This is a genomic window from Psychrobacter sp. H26 (genome assembly GCF_059073035.1).
On record NZ_JCACRW010000001.1, the window covers coordinates 2340886 to 2358627 of the forward strand.

Annotated in this window: 13 protein-coding genes and 1 riboswitch; of the genes, 10 read left to right on the forward strand and 3 right to left on the reverse strand. The window is 45.5% G+C overall.

The window, feature by feature from the left end:
- The first annotated feature begins 296 nt into the window (after positions 1-296).
- A riboswitch (guanidine-I (ykkC/yxkD leader) is annotated at positions 297-410 on the forward strand.
- A gap of 45 nt (positions 411-455) precedes the next feature.
- The 10 genes from AC5JPT_RS09740 to AC5JPT_RS09785 all read left to right on the forward strand — a co-directional run bounded on the left by AC5JPT_RS09740 (position 456) and on the right by AC5JPT_RS09785 (position 13976).
- The gene (locus tag AC5JPT_RS09740) at positions 456-1220 is read left to right on the forward strand and encodes an urea amidolyase associated protein UAAP1 (RefSeq protein WP_493857942.1); all 765 of its coding nucleotides are present in this window, start codon (positions 456-458) and stop codon (positions 1218-1220) included.
- A 229-nt stretch (positions 1221-1449) separates the two neighbouring features.
- Complete coding sequence (locus AC5JPT_RS09745) at positions 1450-2079, forward strand: urea amidolyase associated protein UAAP2 (protein WP_493854027.1); 630 nt, start codon at positions 1450-1452, stop codon at positions 2077-2079.
- Between the two features lie 59 nt (positions 2080-2138).
- Positions 2139-5792 carry an urea carboxylase gene (uca, locus tag AC5JPT_RS09750; protein ID WP_493857943.1) on the forward strand — a complete coding sequence of 1218 codons (3654 nt, stop codon included), beginning with the start codon at positions 2139-2141 and terminating at the stop codon, positions 5790-5792.
- 79 nt (positions 5793-5871) lie between these two features.
- Positions 5872-7707 carry an allophanate hydrolase gene (gene atzF / locus AC5JPT_RS09755; protein WP_493857944.1) on the forward strand — a complete coding sequence of 612 codons (1836 nt, stop codon included), beginning with the start codon at positions 5872-5874 and terminating at the stop codon, positions 7705-7707.
- Positions 7708-7826: 119 nt separating this feature from the next.
- On the forward strand, positions 7827-8852 hold the full coding sequence (locus tag AC5JPT_RS09760) for an ABC transporter substrate-binding protein (RefSeq protein ID WP_493843966.1): 1026 nt from the start codon (positions 7827-7829) through the stop codon (positions 8850-8852).
- A 72-nt stretch (positions 8853-8924) separates the two neighbouring features.
- The gene (locus AC5JPT_RS09765; RefSeq protein ID WP_493857945.1) at positions 8925-9866 is read left to right on the forward strand and encodes an ABC transporter permease; all 942 of its coding nucleotides are present in this window, start codon (positions 8925-8927) and stop codon (positions 9864-9866) included.
- A gap of 15 nt (positions 9867-9881) precedes the next feature.
- Positions 9882-10799 (forward strand): ABC transporter ATP-binding protein, encoded by a 918-nt coding sequence (locus tag AC5JPT_RS09770; RefSeq protein WP_493858465.1) that lies wholly within the window; start codon positions 9882-9884, stop codon positions 10797-10799.
- A gap of 247 nt (positions 10800-11046) precedes the next feature.
- Positions 11047-11802, forward strand: coding sequence for an endonuclease/exonuclease/phosphatase family protein (locus AC5JPT_RS09775; RefSeq protein WP_493857946.1), 756 nt, complete (start codon positions 11047-11049; stop codon positions 11800-11802).
- A gap of 137 nt (positions 11803-11939) precedes the next feature.
- Positions 11940-12938 carry an NADP-dependent oxidoreductase gene (locus AC5JPT_RS09780; RefSeq protein ID WP_493857947.1) on the forward strand — a complete coding sequence of 333 codons (999 nt, stop codon included), beginning with the start codon at positions 11940-11942 and terminating at the stop codon, positions 12936-12938.
- Between the two features lie 195 nt (positions 12939-13133).
- On the forward strand, positions 13134-13976 hold the full coding sequence (locus tag AC5JPT_RS09785) for an EcsC family protein (RefSeq protein ID WP_493857948.1): 843 nt from the start codon (positions 13134-13136) through the stop codon (positions 13974-13976).
- Between the two features lie 78 nt (positions 13977-14054).
- Here the strand turns inward: AC5JPT_RS09785 and AC5JPT_RS09790 are convergent, their stop codons facing one another.
- From AC5JPT_RS09790 to AC5JPT_RS09800, 3 genes are all read right to left on the reverse strand, one after another.
- Positions 14055-14672 (reverse strand): alpha-ketoglutarate-dependent dioxygenase AlkB family protein, encoded by a 618-nt coding sequence (locus tag AC5JPT_RS09790; protein WP_493857949.1) that lies wholly within the window; start codon positions 14670-14672, stop codon positions 14055-14057.
- A gap of 13 nt (positions 14673-14685) precedes the next feature.
- Positions 14686-15576 carry an alpha/beta fold hydrolase gene (locus AC5JPT_RS09795; RefSeq protein WP_493857950.1) on the reverse strand — a complete coding sequence of 297 codons (891 nt, stop codon included), beginning with the start codon at positions 15574-15576 and terminating at the stop codon, positions 14686-14688.
- A gap of 76 nt (positions 15577-15652) precedes the next feature.
- A complete protein-coding gene (locus AC5JPT_RS09800; protein ID WP_493857951.1) occupies positions 15653-17560 on the reverse strand; it encodes an ABC transporter ATP-binding protein in 1908 nt (635 codons plus the stop codon).
- Positions 17561-17742: the final 182 nt, after the last annotated feature.

Here is a 17742-nt window from a genome sequence, read left to right on the forward strand (position 1 = left end):
GTAACTAACTCCTATCTTTTATGAACTGCTACTGCTAATCATATCAGAGCCCTGTTTTTAAGAGAGTATCGAACTTGCTATTATGTACTCAGCCTATATGTATCAGGCTATAAGCGTCCCTAGAAGTAAATTTATTTTGGAGAAATACGACTAATATAGCGAATTTTTTAGTGAGCTGATTTTAAGTTGTGCGATAAATAAGAGCCAAATCGATAGTGATGAATAATGGCTGGCATACTGCTTGCAGAGTTAATAGTACACGGTTAACTACCGTATGCTATTAATCTAAGAGCTAAAAAAATGCCGTCTAGGGTTCCGATATAGTAGAGGAAGGCTTTCTAAAACTATATGACTGGTCCGAGAGATGGCGGTTCGAAAGAACTACACGGAGGGATAAAAGCCCGGGAGACTCTAAGTGACACTGTTCACTTAAGCTCATAACTGTGGAGTTTTTTATGTCATCCGTTTCAATCACTACTTCCGATAGCTCGTATTCAGATCGTTTCACCACGCCTCTACCAGGTGGCCATCATTGGTGTGGACGTGTCAATAAAAACACTGTATTAACGCTCAAATCACTGGCAGCCAATGCCAATGCTAGCCTATATGTGGTCAATGCTGATGAGAAGCTTGAACGCTTCAATATGCCAGATAGTCTAAAAGCACAACACACCTTATACCTATCTGAAGGTCACGTACTCTACTCCGATATGGGCCGAGTGCTGGCCTCTATTATCAGCGATGACCATGGCTGGAACGATGCTATTTGTGGTCCTAGCACCGCTGCTATGATCAGCTCACAATATGGCAAAAAAACCTTCCAAGATGCTCGTAACGAGCGCTATCAAAACGGTCTTGACGGACTACTAACAGAGATGTCGAAGTTTGCGCTAAATGAGCGTGACCTTACGGCAACGGTCAATTTATTCTCCAAAGTTACCCCCGATCTACAAGGGCAGCTGTCCTATATCGCTGCTGACAACACAAACCAATCTATCGCCCTACGGTTTGAGATGAATTGCTTAGTATTCATCTGTAACGCTCCGCACCCACTTGATCCATCAGACATCTATGATCCAGCTGATATTGAGCTAACCATTCAGCAGGCAGCGCCTATAGTGCCAAAGGCAGAGCTTGATATTTGCCGTGACTCTTGCTCGCAAAACCAACGCGGGTTTGAGAATAATGCACGCTATTTTGGCGACTATACGAACGCCTAACGACAGGCAGTGTTCGATAGGCGAAAGCAGCTATTAAGTAAGTGGTTATCAATTTCTAATTTTTGACTGGTAAAACGACTCTATAGGTTCGTGAGCACCATACCTACGTCCATAACCATTCATAGTAACTATTTATAATAACTAAGAGAGCAGACTCATGACAATTAATAATGATATTAAAAATAACGATGAATATACGCAAAATCCAGCCACAACAACTTTAGAGTCAATGGATCTCAAGCAGATCAAGCTGCGTGAAACGTGTGCTGCAGGAGAGGGGTGGATGGCCGAGGTTAAGAAAAACCAGACCTTGCGCATTATAGATACTGAAGGTAATCAGGCAGTCGATACTTTGTTTATCAGCTGTGCTGATACGGCTGAACGTTATAGTGCCACGGATACCTTGGCACAAAATCAAAAGCTGTTTTTGGAGATGGGCAGTCAGCTATTCACTAATAGAGGGAAAGTTATTGCCACTATCACAGATGACACTTGTGGTCGTCATGATACGTTGGGCGGTGCATGCTCATGTGAGAGCAATACCGTGCGTTACGCTCATGATACTTATCCCATGCATAGCTGCCGTAACAACTTTATGCATACTCTAGCAACGCATTCAGTTGCTCAAAAATATGATCTGAACCTACGTCATGTCGGACCAAACATCAATTTCTTTATGAACGTACCTATTACGCCTGACGGTAGTTTGGCGTTTGATGATGGTATCTCAGCCCCTGGTAAATACGTCGATATCACCGCTCAAATGGACATGATTGTCCTGATATCGAACTGTCCTCAGCTCAACAATCCCTGCAACGGCTATAACCCCACGCCCATTGAGCTGGTGATTTATGAGTAAGTAAGCGATTTTCGAACAAGACGATACTGCCTATTAATGAGAATGCTGAGGAAGTTGTGATGTTTAAAAAAGTATTGATTGCCAATCGCGGTGCTATTGCTTGCCGAATTATACGTACCTTAAAGCAAATGGGTGTCGGCTCAGTCGTTGTCTATACCGATGTAGATCGAGGCTCACTACATGTCAGTCAGGCTGATGAAGCCATAAACATCGGCTCGGGACCTGCCAGTGATAGCTATCTGAATATGGATAAAGTATTGCAAGCAGCGATAGATTCAGGCGCAGAAGCCATTCACCCTGGCTATGGGTTTTTGTCAGAAAACGCTGCATTCTGTGATCGCTGCAGTGATGCTGGAATCGCTTTTATTGGGCCAACCTCTGAGCAGCTGCTGAGCTTTGGGCTCAAGCATACAGCTCGTAAGCTCGCCATTGACAGCCAAGTGCCATTGTTACCCGGTAGCGAGCTGCTACAAGATGTGGACGAAGCATTACGTGAGGCCGAGCGTATTGGTTACCCTGTCATGCTCAAAAGCACTGCAGGCGGCGGCGGTATCGGCATGCGTCTGGTATGGAATGAGCTCGAACTAAAAGATGCTTATGAGTCTGTGCATCATTTGGCACAAAGCAACTTCAGTGATGCTGGGCTATATCTCGAAAAATTTGTAGAGCATGCTCGCCATATCGAAGTGCAAGTATTTGGTGACGGGGCAGGCAATATCATCACCTTAGGAGAGCGTGACTGTTCTATTCAGCGTCGTAATCAAAAAGTGATTGAAGAAACGCCAGCGCCCTTACTATCAGACGTACAAAGACAAAACCTACAAGCGGTGGCGACTAAGCTCATGCAACAGGTCAACTATCGCTCTGCTGGTACCGTGGAGTTTGTGATGGATGTGTCAACGCAAGACTTCTATTTCTTGGAAGTGAATACACGCTTGCAAGTTGAGCATGGTGTCACAGAAGAAATCTATCAAGTGGATTTAGTACGTTGGATGATTGAGCTGGCTGCAGGCGAGTTCGTGTTGCCAGAGTTGCCATTGCACGCATCAGGACATTCAATTCAGGTGCGTCTGTATGCCGAAGACCCTGTCAAAAGCTTTCAACCAAGCACTGGGATTTTAACGGATGCTTATTTTGACCCAGCCGCTCGAGTTGAAACTTGGATAGAAACAGGCAGTGAAATATCAGCCTTTTATGACCCGATGCTAGCAAAAATCATTGTCACGGCACCTGATCGCAAGCAAGCACTGGAGAAAATGAGCCAAAGTTTGGCCGTGTCACGTATGGCAGGTCTTGAAACCAATCTTGAGTATTTGCAGCAGATAGTGGCTTCAGAGACATTTTATGCAGGCGAGCAGACTACAAGGTTTTTGAACACTTTTACATGGCTCAGTCAAAAAATCGAAGTGTTGCAGTCGGGCGTACAGACGGCCGTACAAGATGTACTCGGCCGAGAAGGTTACTGGGATGTGGGCGTACCTCCATCAGGTGCGATAGATGGTCTGAGTCTCAATACTGGTAATCAGCTGTTGGGTAACCCATTTAACACTGCAGGTCTTGAGTGCGTGGTTACTGGACCGACTTTATTGTTCCATTGCGACAGTCAGATTGCTATTACTGGCGGTAGCATGGCTTGTACCTTGGATGGTGTAGAGCAGCCGATGTGGCAAACCATTCCTGTGCGTAAAGGTCAAAAACTTATTTGTGGCAATATCACATCAGGTTGCCGAAGCTATATCGCTATCAAAGGCGGCATAGATGTCCCTGAGTATTTAGGCAGTCAAGCGACCTTTAGTTTAGGTCAGTTTGGTGGTCATGCAGGTCGTAACTTACTTATCGGCGACATGCTACCCGTTGTACAGTGCGATACGTCCATTGCTACTAAAGCCTTACCTGCTGCCCAGCAACCAACGTTTGATGGACTATGGCAAATCGCGGTCATGTATGGACCACATGGCGCGCCAGATTTCTTTACGGATGCTGATGTGACGCAGTTCTTTGAGCATGAATGGGATGTCCATCACAACTCTAGCCGTACTGGTATCCGTCTGGTCGGCCCTAAACCTGAATGGGCGCGTGAGGATGGCGGCGAAGCAGGGCTACACCCCTCAAATATCCATGACAATGCCTATGCTGTTGGTGCGATTGACTTCACAGGGGATATGCCAATCATCTTAGGACCTGATGGACCAAGCCTCGGTGGCTTTGTGTGTTTGAGCGTCATTGTCGCAGGTGAGCGCTGGAAAATGGGACAGCTCAAGGCAGGTGATCGAGTGCAGTTTGTCCCTGTCAGCTACGATCAAGCCGCACAATTACATCAGCGTTATGATGACATGCTACGGGCTGATCACTGTGATTTAGTGGATTATGATTTACCTATTCATACAGAAAACGCAACATTGCAGACAGCCATATTAGACACTTTACCCATTAATAATGACCAACCAAAAGTGGTATATCGCCCTGCTGGAGACAGCTATATATTGATTGAGTACGGCGAGCAGGTGCTTGATTTGCAACTGCGCTTCCGCGTTCAGGCATTAATGGAGTGCCTACAAGAACAGCATATCGATGCCATTATCGATATGACGCCAGGTATTCGCTCACTATTAGTGCATTACCATTCATTGAAATTGTCACAGGCAGCACTGCTGGCAATCCTCAAGCAAGCAGAAAGCGCGTTGCCCGATATTAAGAATATGCAAGTGCCGTCCAGAATTGTTCATTTACCAATGGCGTGGGCTGACTCTCAGACTAAGCTAGCAACTGAGAAGTATCAGCAACTTGTCTATCCTGACGCACCTTGGTGCCCCGATAATATCGAGTTTATCAGACGTATCAATGGCTTGGCCTCTGCCCAAGCGGTCAAAGATATTGTCTATGATGCCAGCTATTTGGTTATGGGACTTGGTGATGTCTATTTGGGTGCGCCTGTTGCCACACCGCTCGATCCCAGACATCGTTTGGTCACTACCAAATACAATCCTGCCAGAACATGGACACCAGAAAACGCGGTGGGTATCGGTGGCGCTTATATGTGCATCTACGGTATGGAAGGCCCAGGCGGCTATCAGTTCGTCGGTAGGACGCTACAAATCTGGAACCGCTATCGCTCACATCCAAGCTTTGAAGCCGAAAAACCATGGTTACTACGATTCTTTGATCAAATTCGCTTTTATGAAGTTAGTGAAGAAGAGCTGTTATCGATGCGAACTGCCTTTAAGGCAGGTGAGCTCTCGATTGAGGTTGAGGATAGTGTGTTAAACCTCGCTGAGTATTACGAGATGTTGCATGAAAACAAGGACAGTATTCAGACGTTCAAAGATCAGCAACAAGCCAACTTTGATGCAGAGCGACAACGTTGGAAGCAGCAAGGTCTTGACCAGTATGTTGGCGAAGATATTGACGCGGTAGAAGTATCATCAGAAGTTTCTGTACCTGAGGGCGGGGTAGTCGTCAAAGCTCATATGATGGGCAGTGTTTGGAAGATATCTTGCGCGGTAGGTGATGTGGTCGACGAGGGGCAGACCTTAGCAATCATAGAAGCCATGAAAATTGAGATACCAATTGTCTCACCCGTTGCGATGCAGGTCGTGAGTATTGAAATTGAGATTGGTACTACAGTGAAACCCGAGCAGCCTTTATTTGTACTTGCACCCATTACTGCTCACGAGACATTGGTGGCAGACTCAGACATGCACGAAAAAAGCTGATGTTGTACGGACTCATCTAGCCGATAGTGAGATAGCAAAACAACGATAAAAATGGCGAAGAATAATAGAGAGAGCAACTATGCAAAAGAATTGGACGATCAAAGATTGGCAAAACGCTTATGCCGAAGGAACTACCCAGCTAAGTGATCTATTAGATTATGTGGCGGGTATTAGTAATAACAATAATGCTTGGATTGAGATTGCGACTCCTGAGCAGCTGACCGCTCAGATTGACAGTATCGCCACGCAAAACTCCCAAGACTTACCGCTATACGGCATACCGTTTGCGGTAAAAGACAACATCGATGTGGCAGGGTTTCATACCACGGCAGGATGTACAGCCCCTTTGTATTTGGCTGACAAAGACGCACATGTGATCGCTAAGCTCAAGTCGGCAGGCGCTATCGTCATCGGCAAAACCAATCTTGACCAGTTCGCGACAGGCCTGGTAGGTACGCGCTCACCTTATGGGGCAGTGGCCAACAGTTTCAACCCTGACTATATCAGTGGTGGCTCAAGCTCAGGCTCTGCGGTCAGTGTGGCAAATGGTATCGTGCCTTTTGCATTAGGAACGGACACGGCAGGCTCTGGACGTGTGCCTGCGGGTCATAACAATATAGTGGGTTTGAAGCCTACAAAAGGCTGGTTTTCCAGTACGGGTCTCATTCCTGCTTGTCGATTACATGATGTGATTTCTATTTTTGCGCTGGGTGTTGATGATGCGTGGCAAGTAGCTCAGCTAATGAAAGGCTACGATAAAGAGGATGATTACAGTCGTATCCATCCTGCCACTGCGCCAGTCGCCTTTAGTCTTGGCAAAATTGCTATCCCTGATACCTTAGAGTTTTACGGTGATACCGAGTCAGAGCAGGCTTTTGAGATAGCCATCTCGCAGCTACAGACGATGGGTTATGAGATCACACCGATAGACTTTACCGTTTTTAATGAGTTAGCAGATGCGCTCTACAACGACAGCTGGGTAAGTGAACGCACCTTTACTATTGATCAGCTCGTCGAGCGTGATGTGCTGTTGTCTATTACACGTCAGATCATCAGTCAAGCTGATAACTACAATGCGGTTGATGCGATGAGTGCTGAGTATTCTCGTGCTGCATTAAGTCGCCGTATTCAACAAACGCTATCTAAATTTGATGCCTTAATGGTGCCAACCGCACCAACCATCTATACCATCGATGCGGTCAATGCCGACCCGTTAACGAAAAACAGTCACATGGGTGCTTATACTAATTTTGTGAATCTAGCAGACTTGTCGGCGTTGGCGTTGCCAAATCTAGTCGCTAGAGATGGCCTGCCACGCGGTGTGACCTTTATCGCTATGGGCTGGCATGATGAAGCCTTAGCCAACTTTGGGCATCAATGGCAAACCGCTCTGGATATACCAATGGGAACCTCTCACCATCATTATCACTCCGGCACCTCTCAAACCCAAACCGCTCAATCTAATCAACCACAATCGCTTATTCCACTGAGCACAGATGATAGTGATAGTAGTGTAGCACTAGCCGTGGTCGGTGCGCATTTGAGTGGTATGCCGCTCAACTATCAGCTGACCGATAGAGGCGGTGTATTGTCTGAGCAAACCCAAACGGCACATTCCTATCAGCTCTTTGCATTGGCAGGATCGATACCTGCCAAACCGGGACTGAAACGCCATGACGAAGGACGCTCGATTGCAGTAGAAGTCTGGCGAATCCCCAAAGCAAAATTTGGTGACATCGTCAACGAAGTGCCTGCACCATTAGGCATCGGCAATGTCGAATTGGCAGATGGACGCTGGGTCAAAAGCTTTATTTGTGAAGAGTACGGATTTGAAGGTGGTACGAATGTGACCGAGTTTGGTGGTTGGAAATCTTATATAGCTGAACAATCAGAGTCCGTAACTTATATCAAATAACTCTAATCATTATCCGAAAACAGTAACGCAAGCAATGCCGATATCTCTCATGGTATTGCGCAACAATAATCAACGGACATTCCCATAATGGGCCTGTCTTTATTCAAGGAGCAAGACTCATGAATCGACGCTTATTTACTTTTGCGGTTTTCTCAAGCTTTATGCTATTTGGTTGTGACAACACGGCTACCGTATCAGCACCTGAAGGGGAGGCAGCACCAGAAAAAGTCACTGCCTCAAATGACGATCCAATCTCTATCGGTTACAGTGATTGGCCTGGCTGGGTAGCTTGGCAGATTGCAATTGATAAAGGCTGGTTTGATGAAGCTGGCGTCAATGTTGAATTTAAATGGTTTGATTATTCTGCTTCGTTATCTGCTTTTGCCTCTAATCAGCTGGACGCCATTTCTGTGACCAATGGCGACAATTTAGTCAACGCTGCGAGTGGTAGTGAGGGCATTATTATCTTGGTTAACGACTATTCAGCAGGTAATGACCAGATCATTGCTAAACCGTCGGTCACTAGCATAGCGGACCTAAAAGGCAAATCAATCGGTGTTGAAAAAGGCTTGGTAGATCATTTGCTGCTCAATAGCGCGCTGGCCGATAACGGGTTGACAGAGGCTGATGTGACACTGGTCAATGCCACCACAAACGAGCTACCGCAAGTTTTCACAAATGACAGTATTGACGCCGTCTCCATCTGGCAGCCCAATGCCAATCAAGCCCTAAAAAATGTACCAAGTGCAAAAGCTATCTATACCTCAGCGGATAAGCCAGGTCTTATTTATGACACGTTAGCCGTCAGTCCCGCCAGCCTATCTGAGCACAAGGCAGAGTACACCAAAATCATCCAAGTGTGGGGCAAAGTCGTCAACTATATCAATGATCCAGCGACTAGAGATGATGCGATCAGCATTATGTCTAACAAGGTCAACGTGCCTGCCGATCAATATAGTGCCTTCTTGAATGGGACAAAACTGATGGGTCTTGAAGATAACAAGAGAATCTTTGCAAAATCTGATGAGCTCAGCTCTATCTATGGATCTAGCTATCATGTCAATCAGTTCAATATTGACAATCAGATTTATGATCAAAAGCTTGATATCGATAAATTGATCTATCCTGACTTGATTAATCAGTAAGGATAAGTGCCGTTTTATCTATTGCAAAGGCAGTGGTTGTTGAGTCTTCATCATCGTTTTAGAGGGTAGCCCATGAGTCATGTCAACACATATCTAACCAAGAAAACCACTCTTGGGCTCAATGTACTCTCATTTTTGATTCCGATCTTACTATGGTGTGCGGTCAGCTACCTTCCTTTTATCTGGCATCCACAAGTTGAGATTACCGATGCTGGCGCGAGTACTTATCTACAAGAGGGTAGCCGCATTGATAAAGAGGTATTTTACCGCGAAGCACAAGATGCGATGGCCTCTGATGCAGTACCACCGCAAGGAAAACTGGTCAATCCTGTCTACTTGCCAGCACCGGATGAGGTAGCCACAGCGATGGTCACTGCCTTCGTCACCCCGCCTGCGCAAGCGGATGGGCCGTGGTTACATGAGAGTCTCTGGCAGAGCATCCGTACGGTATTTATCGCTTTTTTTATCTCGTCTATCGTCGGTATTCCGTTAGGGCTGCTGTGCGGATTTTCTCAAAAAATTGCACAAATTACTCAGCCCTTCGTAGAGTTCTTTCGCTATCTACCAGCACCCGCATTTGGACCTTTGGCCGTGGCAGTGCTTGGTATCTACGATGGACCAAAAATCGCCATCATCGTGATTGGGACTCTATTTCAGCAGATTTTAATCATTGCAAATACCACGCGTACTATGGATCTTGGTCTGATTGAGGCTGGTTATACGCTAGGCACGACCAAACTAAAAAGCTTCTTTTATGTACTGCTGCCTGCCGTGTTGCCCGACGTCTATCGAGACCTGCGTGTTCTACTCGGCTGGGCATGGACGTATTTGATTGTCGCTGAACTGATAGGGACGACATCCGGTATTACTTGGTTTATTGTGCAACAAGCCCGCTACCAGCATTTTGATAACGTCTATGCAGGTATTCTACTCATTGGGTTTATCGGTTTAGGTACAGATATCTTGTTGTACCAGCTCGGTAAAAAACTCTTCAAATGGAAAGCGAGTATTTAAATGAGAAATAACGATATGGTCTCTTCCGTCCCTGCAGATAGTGCTCGCACCACCCATAGCGGTGCCACTGATTATTTCAAAGCTTTGTATCAGAGAAATGTAGTGTTGCAAGTTGATCAATTGACACAGTCGTTTGATCAAGGTGGTAGCCAAAAAGTAATATTGAAAGATGTCAGCCTAAAAATCTATGAGCGTGAGTTTGTATGTGTGATTGGTCCTTCTGGTTGCGGCAAGTCAACACTGGGGCGTATCGTTGCAGGCTTAGATGCGTATCCTAGCGGCGAGGTAGTCGTTGATAAAGAAAAAGTCAAAGGCCCAAGTGCTAGCCGCGGCATGGTTTTTCAAGGCTATACGTTATTTCCTTGGAAAACAGTCAAAGAAAATGTGATGTTTGGTCCTATCATGGGTGGCCGTAGTAAGTCGAGCGCAGAGCGTAGTGCCCGTGAGTGGCTAGATGTGGTCGGACTGACTAAGTACGAAAACCACTATCCGCACCAGCTGTCTGGCGGTATGAAGCAGCGTGTTGCGATTGCGCGCGCACTGGTCAACGAGCCAAAGGTGTTGATCATGGATGAGCCATTTGGTGCACTTGATCCTTATACACGTCAAAAAATGCAAAAGCATCTACTAGATCTATGGCGTAATATTGATATTACCATCGTATTTATTACGCATGATATGGATGAGGCGGTGTTACTGTCAGATCGTATCGTGGTACTCAAGGCAAATCCAGGAGAGGTACAAGAGATTATTGAAGTACCGCTCGCACGGCCTCGTTCTCCCGATATTGTGACAGACAGTCGTTTTTTACAACTAAAAGCTCGTATCAATAGTATCGTTCACAATCCACAACCTGTCATTGACCCTGCATTGACAGATATGCCAGATATCCCGCGCATGACCCCTTTGGACAAACACAAATCCGTAACATAGCTATTTGTCTTAAGTTGAAAAAGGCAGTGTTCGGTCTCCGTTCTAACCTGCACAATCGTTGCTAGCCATATAGCGCAGCGGTTGTGCTCTATTATCATTAGTCACAAAAGCTGTGATGGGTTTATCGGTTTTGCTTAGCAATACTACTACGAGTTATCTCTGATTAACTGCTGCTGATAAATACGACTGCTGTTATACTCAGTAGCGTATTCATCTGCTTGCTGATCTATTTATGACGAACAAATTTATGACTACCAACTCTTTTGTGTTGACCAGCTACAATATTCACAAAGGCATGTCACCACTAAACCGCCAAGTAAAAATGCAAGGTATTGCCAAAGCGCTAGAGGCTGTCGGTGCAGATATACTGTGTCTGCAAGAAGTGCAGGGACAGAACCTAAAGCGCAACATGCAATACAACGAATACCCAAATCAGTCGCAGCATGAATGGTTTGGTGAGTTTTTAGATCTAGAAAACAGCTACGGTAAAAACTCAGAATACGAGAATGGTCATCATGGCAATGCCGTATTAAGCCGATTCCCGTTAGATCCAAAACACAACGTCAATATTACCGTCAATAAACTTGAGCAACGCGGCGTCTTACACTGTGAAGTACAGCCTAATGGTTGGGAGCGACCGATCGTGGTATTGTGCGCGCATCTCAATTTGTTTGAGCGTGATCGTATCAAGCAGTATCAAGCGATTAGTGACTATGTGCGCCATGAGATTGCACCTGATCAGCCGCTTATATTGGCAGGTGATTTTAATGACTGGAAAAAGATGTCTTGTGACAAGCTTGCGACCGAGCTGGGTATGATAGAAGCGTTTAAGGATTGTCACGGTAAATTATTACCGACGTTTCCAGCAAAACTACCAGTACTCAGCTTAGATCGTATCTATGTGCGTAACTTGATAGTCAAAGATGCGTGGGTACACACTGGTAAGCCTTGGTCGGCGCTATCAGACCATCTACCGATTAGCGCAGAATTGGCCTTGCCATAAAACAGCATTACCGTACCGAAAAAATAATCAGTAAATTTCTATAAAATAAAGCTTCTATAAAAAACTCTATGACATAAAATGCTAGTCAATAAATGGGTAAAAATAAATCGCCCGATAATATATAAGGATATATAAAGATGTCTAATAATCAAATACCGAACACTCAGCATGCCGTACTCATACGCGAATTTGGTGAGCCTGAAGTCATGCAATATCAAGAGGGTGTGGCAGTGCCAGAGCTGGCCGATGAGCAAGTATTGATAAAAATTGCCTATGCTGGTATCAATCCTGTGGATTATAAGACGCGGCAAGGTAAAGGGTGGGGAGCGACTGCTATCCAAACAGAAAAGTTCGACAATGACCAGCCTGCGATTTTAGGATTTGATGTAGCAGGCGAGGTCGTCAGCAGTAATAGCAATAAGTTTGCTATCGGTGATAAAGTGGCTGCTTTGAGCTTTAGTGGTTGCGGCTATGCACAATATGCAGCAGTAGATGCCAAGTTGCTTGCAAAATTACCAGAAAACGTCACGTTAGAGCAAGCAGGGGCATTGCCTTGTATTGGTCAAACGGCATTACAGTTTGTAGATTTTGCTGATATAAAAGCAGGCGAGCACGTGGTGATCAATGCACCAGCGGGCGGCGTCGGTCATTTATTGATCCAATTACTTATGGACAAAGTGGCGCAAGATAATATCAAAGTAACGGTTATTTGCTCATCAGAAAAGTACGCTAAGCTTGATGAGTTAATAGAGGTATCTAATCTGGCAGGCTGGATTGATTACACCAAGGATGAGGATTTTCCTGAGCTGCAAGCGGATGTGCTGTTAGATTTGGTCGGCGGTGATGCAGGGATACGCGCACTTAGCGTGATGAAGCCTGAAGGTCATGTCTATGTATTACCCACCATTTGGGTAGATAAGCTCAAAGAAGCAGGCAGTCAAAAAAACCTAAACGTGGCAGGTTATAAGTCGCAACGTAACGGTGAAGATATGGCACGTGTTTTACAGCAAGTTGCTGATGGTAAGCTGATTTTGAAGATTCAGAAGATCTATTCACTATCTGAAGTTGTTGCCGCTCACCATGAGCTACAAAAAGGCGATGCTTTTGGCAAAATTGTCTTATCAGCTGCTGATTGAGTGTCAAGATCGCTCGAGTATTAGGCAGTATTTAGTCAAACTTATTAGTAAGGGGATTTCTGTTGAAGCCTAATAAAACCAACTGATGACTTAACAACTCATACAAAAGTTTTATGTTGGACAACAGAACATCCCTGTAGTCGCTGCTTATTTATCATAAGATAAAAAGTGAACGATACTAATAAAGGGACTAATATGACTACTAACGAAAAAACAAATGATCACATTGCTTATGAAGCCAAAGTCCGTGAAGACATAGAAGCGTGGAAAAACCCTGATAAAAGCGTACTTGATAAAGCGCTGTCCGTTATCAACAAACCTATTGTTGAAGCAGGTGACGCGCTTATGAGTATGCCGCAATTCGGTGATGCGCTGACAAAAGCCACAGAGCAGTCTATCACCGCTTTGAGTGATGCCGCAAACTGGACATTGAATACCCAGGACGTCATCAATACTTATCAAAACGAGTCTGATATCGCAGGCTCTTCCATCACTACATTCTCTGATATTGAACGCTTACCGATCGCTGTCGTTGACAAACAGGTTGAATTATTTAAAAGTAAATATGTGGCGTTAACTAGTGCCCAAGGGGTGACCACTGGAGTCGCCGGGTGGGTAGGTATACCTGCTGACGTGGTCGGTCTCATTACGGCAAATCTACGTGCGATTGGTGAGTATGCAACTTACTATGGTTTTGATATCAGTAATAAAGGCGAGCAGTTGTTTGCCATGTCTTTATTAGCGGTGGCGACGTCTGCATCTGCCGAGGAGCGCAAAGCTGCTTTGGATAATACTGATGCTATGGTTAAAGATCCGCAGACGCAGGCATTTAACCAAGTTAATGAAGAGGTAATGTCGCGGGTAGTACGTCAAACGGCAACCAAAGTGGCGACCAATATGGTCAAAACAAAAGCGGCGCAGATTATCCCAGCAGTGGGTGCGGTGGTCGCAGGCGGTGTTAACGCCAGTTATACTGCCAGTGTCTGTGAGGCGGCGCACCAATGCTACAGAGAGCGTTTTTTGGATCGCCGTGTATAATTAGTATTTGCGCATAACTACTAACCGTGCAAAAAACTAGATGACTTAATCGTCATATGGCTCGATATAGCGCTACTATTAACGTATGAGCATATGCCGAAATGTCAGACTGATCCGTCCAGTAGCGACTGCTTTTGTTTTAGTGACAGTATGCTTCCAAAAGTTTTGCGTCGCGCCATGCATGACAATTAATTGACCAGACTCAAGATGAAGCTCAACTTTGTCTTGGGTTTTTTTGTGTTTGAGGACGAACTTACGGGTAGCCCCTAAAGATAGAGAGGCAATAATTGGCTGATGACCAAGCTCTTTTTCGTCATCGGCATGGTAGCCCATACCGTCAACCCCAGAAGGATAATAGTTGAGCAAGCAGGTATTAAAATCGACCACAATACCGACATCTGCCAAAGCCTGTTCAATCTGTTGTTTCACGTGGAACACTATGCTTGACCACGGTACCGTCTGCCGTTTATGCCCTGAATACTGATAATCGGCATCCGTCTCTCCCATCCAGACAATTTGACGAGTCGTCACATGGGTCTTACCAAACAATCTCACGATGTCTGGCTGCCACGGTAACTCATCTAATAAAGTGTCATAGAGAGTATGAACGTCGTCGATAATTATGCCCAAATCATTAACTTTACCATCATAAGGCAATAAATTATCGGTAGGAGCAGGGGCAAAGAGATCAGTCATAGATTAGTGGTCGCTATTTGCTGTTTTGATGATGATCATTGATGACTCGGGCACAGAGTGTAGGCGCCTCAATCGGCAGTAGATGACCATAATCTGGTAATGAGATCAGACTGCCATCAGGTACAAACTTGCGCCACTTTTTACGTACTTTATCACTGATAAACAAGGTAGGTTTACCGGTGATTAACGTATAAGGGCAGCTCAATTTTTTGAGCGCAGCATCGATATGAGGCGCACCAAAATAGTTTGCCAGCTCTTGTTCAGGTGCAAACATAAGCGTGTAGCTGCCATCAGTATTTTTGCTCAGACTTTGCTCAGCAAATATCTGCAAGTGTGTATCACTGATGCGCTTATAAGCACGCTGCGCGCGTAGGCTCTGATAGTAGTCATCAGTACTCGACCACGTCGATTGCTTGGTTGATGTGCTTTTAAATGGTTCTTGGCTAAGAAGTACAGAGCGAGGTAATAGATTATATAAAGTGGCTTGGCTTTTGGTAAATGTGACAGGTTCTATGAGATACAGCTGCGAAAACAGTTCTGGACGCTTGGCAGCAGCGATTGCCGTGGCCGTTGCGCCTTGCGAATGTCCAATACCCACGACAGGCTTATCTTGCGTTTGTTCTAAAAACTCAATCAGCATATCAGCATCTTGCTCACGTGTGAGGCGACGGCTGTGCGGTTTATCATACCAGTAACCGCGCAAGGCAAGTGAGCTCAACTCAAATTCAGCCGTCAGCTCACTCAGTAGTGGCGTATAGGTGCCAACCGTAAAACTGTTACCACCATAAAAATGCGCTGGCGCACGCTGAGTCATCATTGACTCTACTGGCTGATTGAACTGGCTAAGGCTATAGTAGCGTGCTTGTTTTCCGCTAAGGGTGATGCTGCGTGTGAATGCGTCCATAAAATAAACACTTCCTTGTGACTTATTTATTATGATTTGTTTTTTGTGATCTATTGGCTTATCGTTTTAGTGAGTCTTAGTTGTCTTCACCTAAGAAGCCACCGCTTTGACGCTGCCACAATCTGGCATAGACACCGTTTAACGCTAGTAGCTCATCATGGCTACCTTGCTCGATGATACGTCCTTGATGCATGACAACCAGTCTATCTAGCGCAGCAATGGTAGAGAGTCGATGGGCGATAGCGATAACCGTTTTGCCTGTCATAATGTCATTTAGACTCTCAGTAATCGCATATTCAATCTCAGAATCTAGCGCACTTGTTGCTTCATCCAAGAGTAGAATCGGTGCGTTTTTTAGCATAACACGTGAGATAGCGATACGCTGACGTTGACCGCCAGAGAGTTTGACTCCGCGTTCACCCACTTGCGTATCGAGACCAGTATTGCCTTTATCGTCATATAAGTCTTTGATGAAGTCCCATGCTTGAGCTTGTTTTGCTGCAAACATAATCTCCGCGTCAGTAGCATCAGGGCGACCGTAAGCGATGTTTTCACGCACAGTACGATGCAGCAACGAGGTATCTTGAGTCACCATACCTATTTGTTGACGCAAGGATTCTTGAGTGACGGCATCAATAGCCTGACCATCGATCAAGATTTTTCCGCTATCGACGTCAAAGAAGCGCAGCAATAAGTTGACCAAGGTCGATTTACCAGCGCCTGAGCGCCCGACCAGACCAATTTTTTCCCCTGGTTTGATGTCTAGATGGAAGTTATCTAGTAGTTTGGTATATGAGTTAGGTGTGTGCGTAGTGCCATCATGAGACTCGCTGTCTTGCGCGCGCTCATCTTCTTCAGATTCATAACTGAAATCGACATGCTCAAATACAATACGACCATCAGTGACAGTAAGCGCGCTTGCATCAGGTTTGTCTATGATCGTTTGCGGTGCTGATAGTGTACGCATGCCGTCTTGCACGGTACCGATGCTCTCAAATAAACTGGCCGTCTGCCACATGATCCAGCGCGTCAGACCATTTAGACGTAATGCCATAGCGGTCGCCGCCGCAATTGCCCCGACACCCACAGCGCCTTGTTGCCATAAGTACAAACCAATACCTGCGGTACTACTGACCAAGATGACACTGATGAGGTGGGTTGAGACTTCCAGATAGCTGACCCAGCGCATTTGTGCATGTACCGTACCCAAGAACTGTCCCATGGCGTTTTTAGCATAACCCAGCTCACGACGTGAATGGCTAAAGAGCTTGACGGTCATGATATTGGCATAAGCATCTGTGATACGCCCCGTCATTAAAGCACGAGCATCAGCTTGAACGATAGCAGTGTCCTTGAGCTTAGGAATAAAGTACCAAATCGTTAGTGCTACTAACACCAGCCAGATAATAAAAGGTATGAGCAGCAGACTGTCTAGGTTGAATAAAATCACCCCTGAGGTAATAAAGTAGACAGAGACATACATAAACATATCAGTGACAGTCATGACCGTATCGCGGACAGCGAGTGCGGTCTGCATGACTTTGGCGGAGACACGCCCTGAGAACTCATCTTGATAAAATTGCATCGACTGACCAAGCATACGTTGATGAAAACGCCAGCGCATTTGCATAGGGAAAACACCCTGCAAGGTTTGAAAATGGACAAACGATGACAACGCAATCCACAACGGGCTAACAATCATCACCGCAAGCATAAGCAGTAGCATATCGCCTTTTTCTGCCCATAAGTTTTGCGGTGTATAGATACCTAGCCAGTCGACGATATCACCAATCCACGCAAACAGCATGGCCTCATAGATACCGATACCAGCGGACAAAACCATAAAGAGCAATAGCCAGCCACGCAGACCGTTGGTACATACCCACAGGAACTTCAGCATACCATCGCGAGGTGATGGCAGCGGCATAGGGGTGTCTGGAAAGGCGGGTAGACGGTTTTCAAAAAAGCGAAATAGAGCATTCATAGGCAGCAATAAAACATCAATAGCAGTACGTCGAGATGAACGAGAAGTCTCGTTATCTCAAATCTTTACTTTTGTGATTGGGGTTAGGTGCTATTTTAGCAAAATTACCCATCATACCTGCATGCTAATTGTAATTTGATCATCCATGATGCTTATTGCCAGCGCTTTGGTATGAGCAATGA

What these genes read in the sequence shown, in the direction of transcription:
- AC5JPT_RS09740 (WP_493857942.1), top strand. Translation starts at nt 456, where the DNA reads ATGTCATCCGTTTCAATCACTACTTCCGATAGCTCGTATTCAGATCGT.
- AC5JPT_RS09745 (WP_493854027.1), top strand. Translation starts at nt 1,450, where the DNA reads ATGGATCTCAAGCAGATCAAGCTGCGTGAAACGTGTGCTGCAGGAGAG.
- uca (WP_493857943.1), top strand. Translation starts at nt 2,139, where the DNA reads ATGTTTAAAAAAGTATTGATTGCCAATCGCGGTGCTATTGCTTGCCGA.
- atzF (WP_493857944.1), top strand. Translation starts at nt 5,872, where the DNA reads ATGCAAAAGAATTGGACGATCAAAGATTGGCAAAACGCTTATGCCGAA.
- AC5JPT_RS09760 (WP_493843966.1), top strand. Translation starts at nt 7,827, where the DNA reads ATGAATCGACGCTTATTTACTTTTGCGGTTTTCTCAAGCTTTATGCTA.
- AC5JPT_RS09765 (WP_493857945.1), top strand. Translation starts at nt 8,925, where the DNA reads ATGAGTCATGTCAACACATATCTAACCAAGAAAACCACTCTTGGGCTC.
- AC5JPT_RS09770 (WP_493858465.1), top strand. Translation starts at nt 9,882, where the DNA reads ATGGTCTCTTCCGTCCCTGCAGATAGTGCTCGCACCACCCATAGCGGT.
- AC5JPT_RS09775 (WP_493857946.1), top strand. Translation starts at nt 11,047, where the DNA reads ATGACTACCAACTCTTTTGTGTTGACCAGCTACAATATTCACAAAGGC.
- AC5JPT_RS09780 (WP_493857947.1), top strand. Translation starts at nt 11,940, where the DNA reads ATGTCTAATAATCAAATACCGAACACTCAGCATGCCGTACTCATACGC.
- AC5JPT_RS09785 (WP_493857948.1), top strand. Translation starts at nt 13,134, where the DNA reads ATGACTACTAACGAAAAAACAAATGATCACATTGCTTATGAAGCCAAA.
- AC5JPT_RS09790 (WP_493857949.1), bottom strand. Translation starts at nt 14,672, where the DNA reads ATGACTGATCTCTTTGCCCCTGCTCCTACCGATAATTTATTGCCTTAT.
- AC5JPT_RS09795 (WP_493857950.1), bottom strand. Translation starts at nt 15,576, where the DNA reads ATGGACGCATTCACACGCAGCATCACCCTTAGCGGAAAACAAGCACGC.
- AC5JPT_RS09800 (WP_493857951.1), bottom strand. Translation starts at nt 17,560, where the DNA reads ATGAATGCTCTATTTCGCTTTTTTGAAAACCGTCTACCCGCCTTTCCA.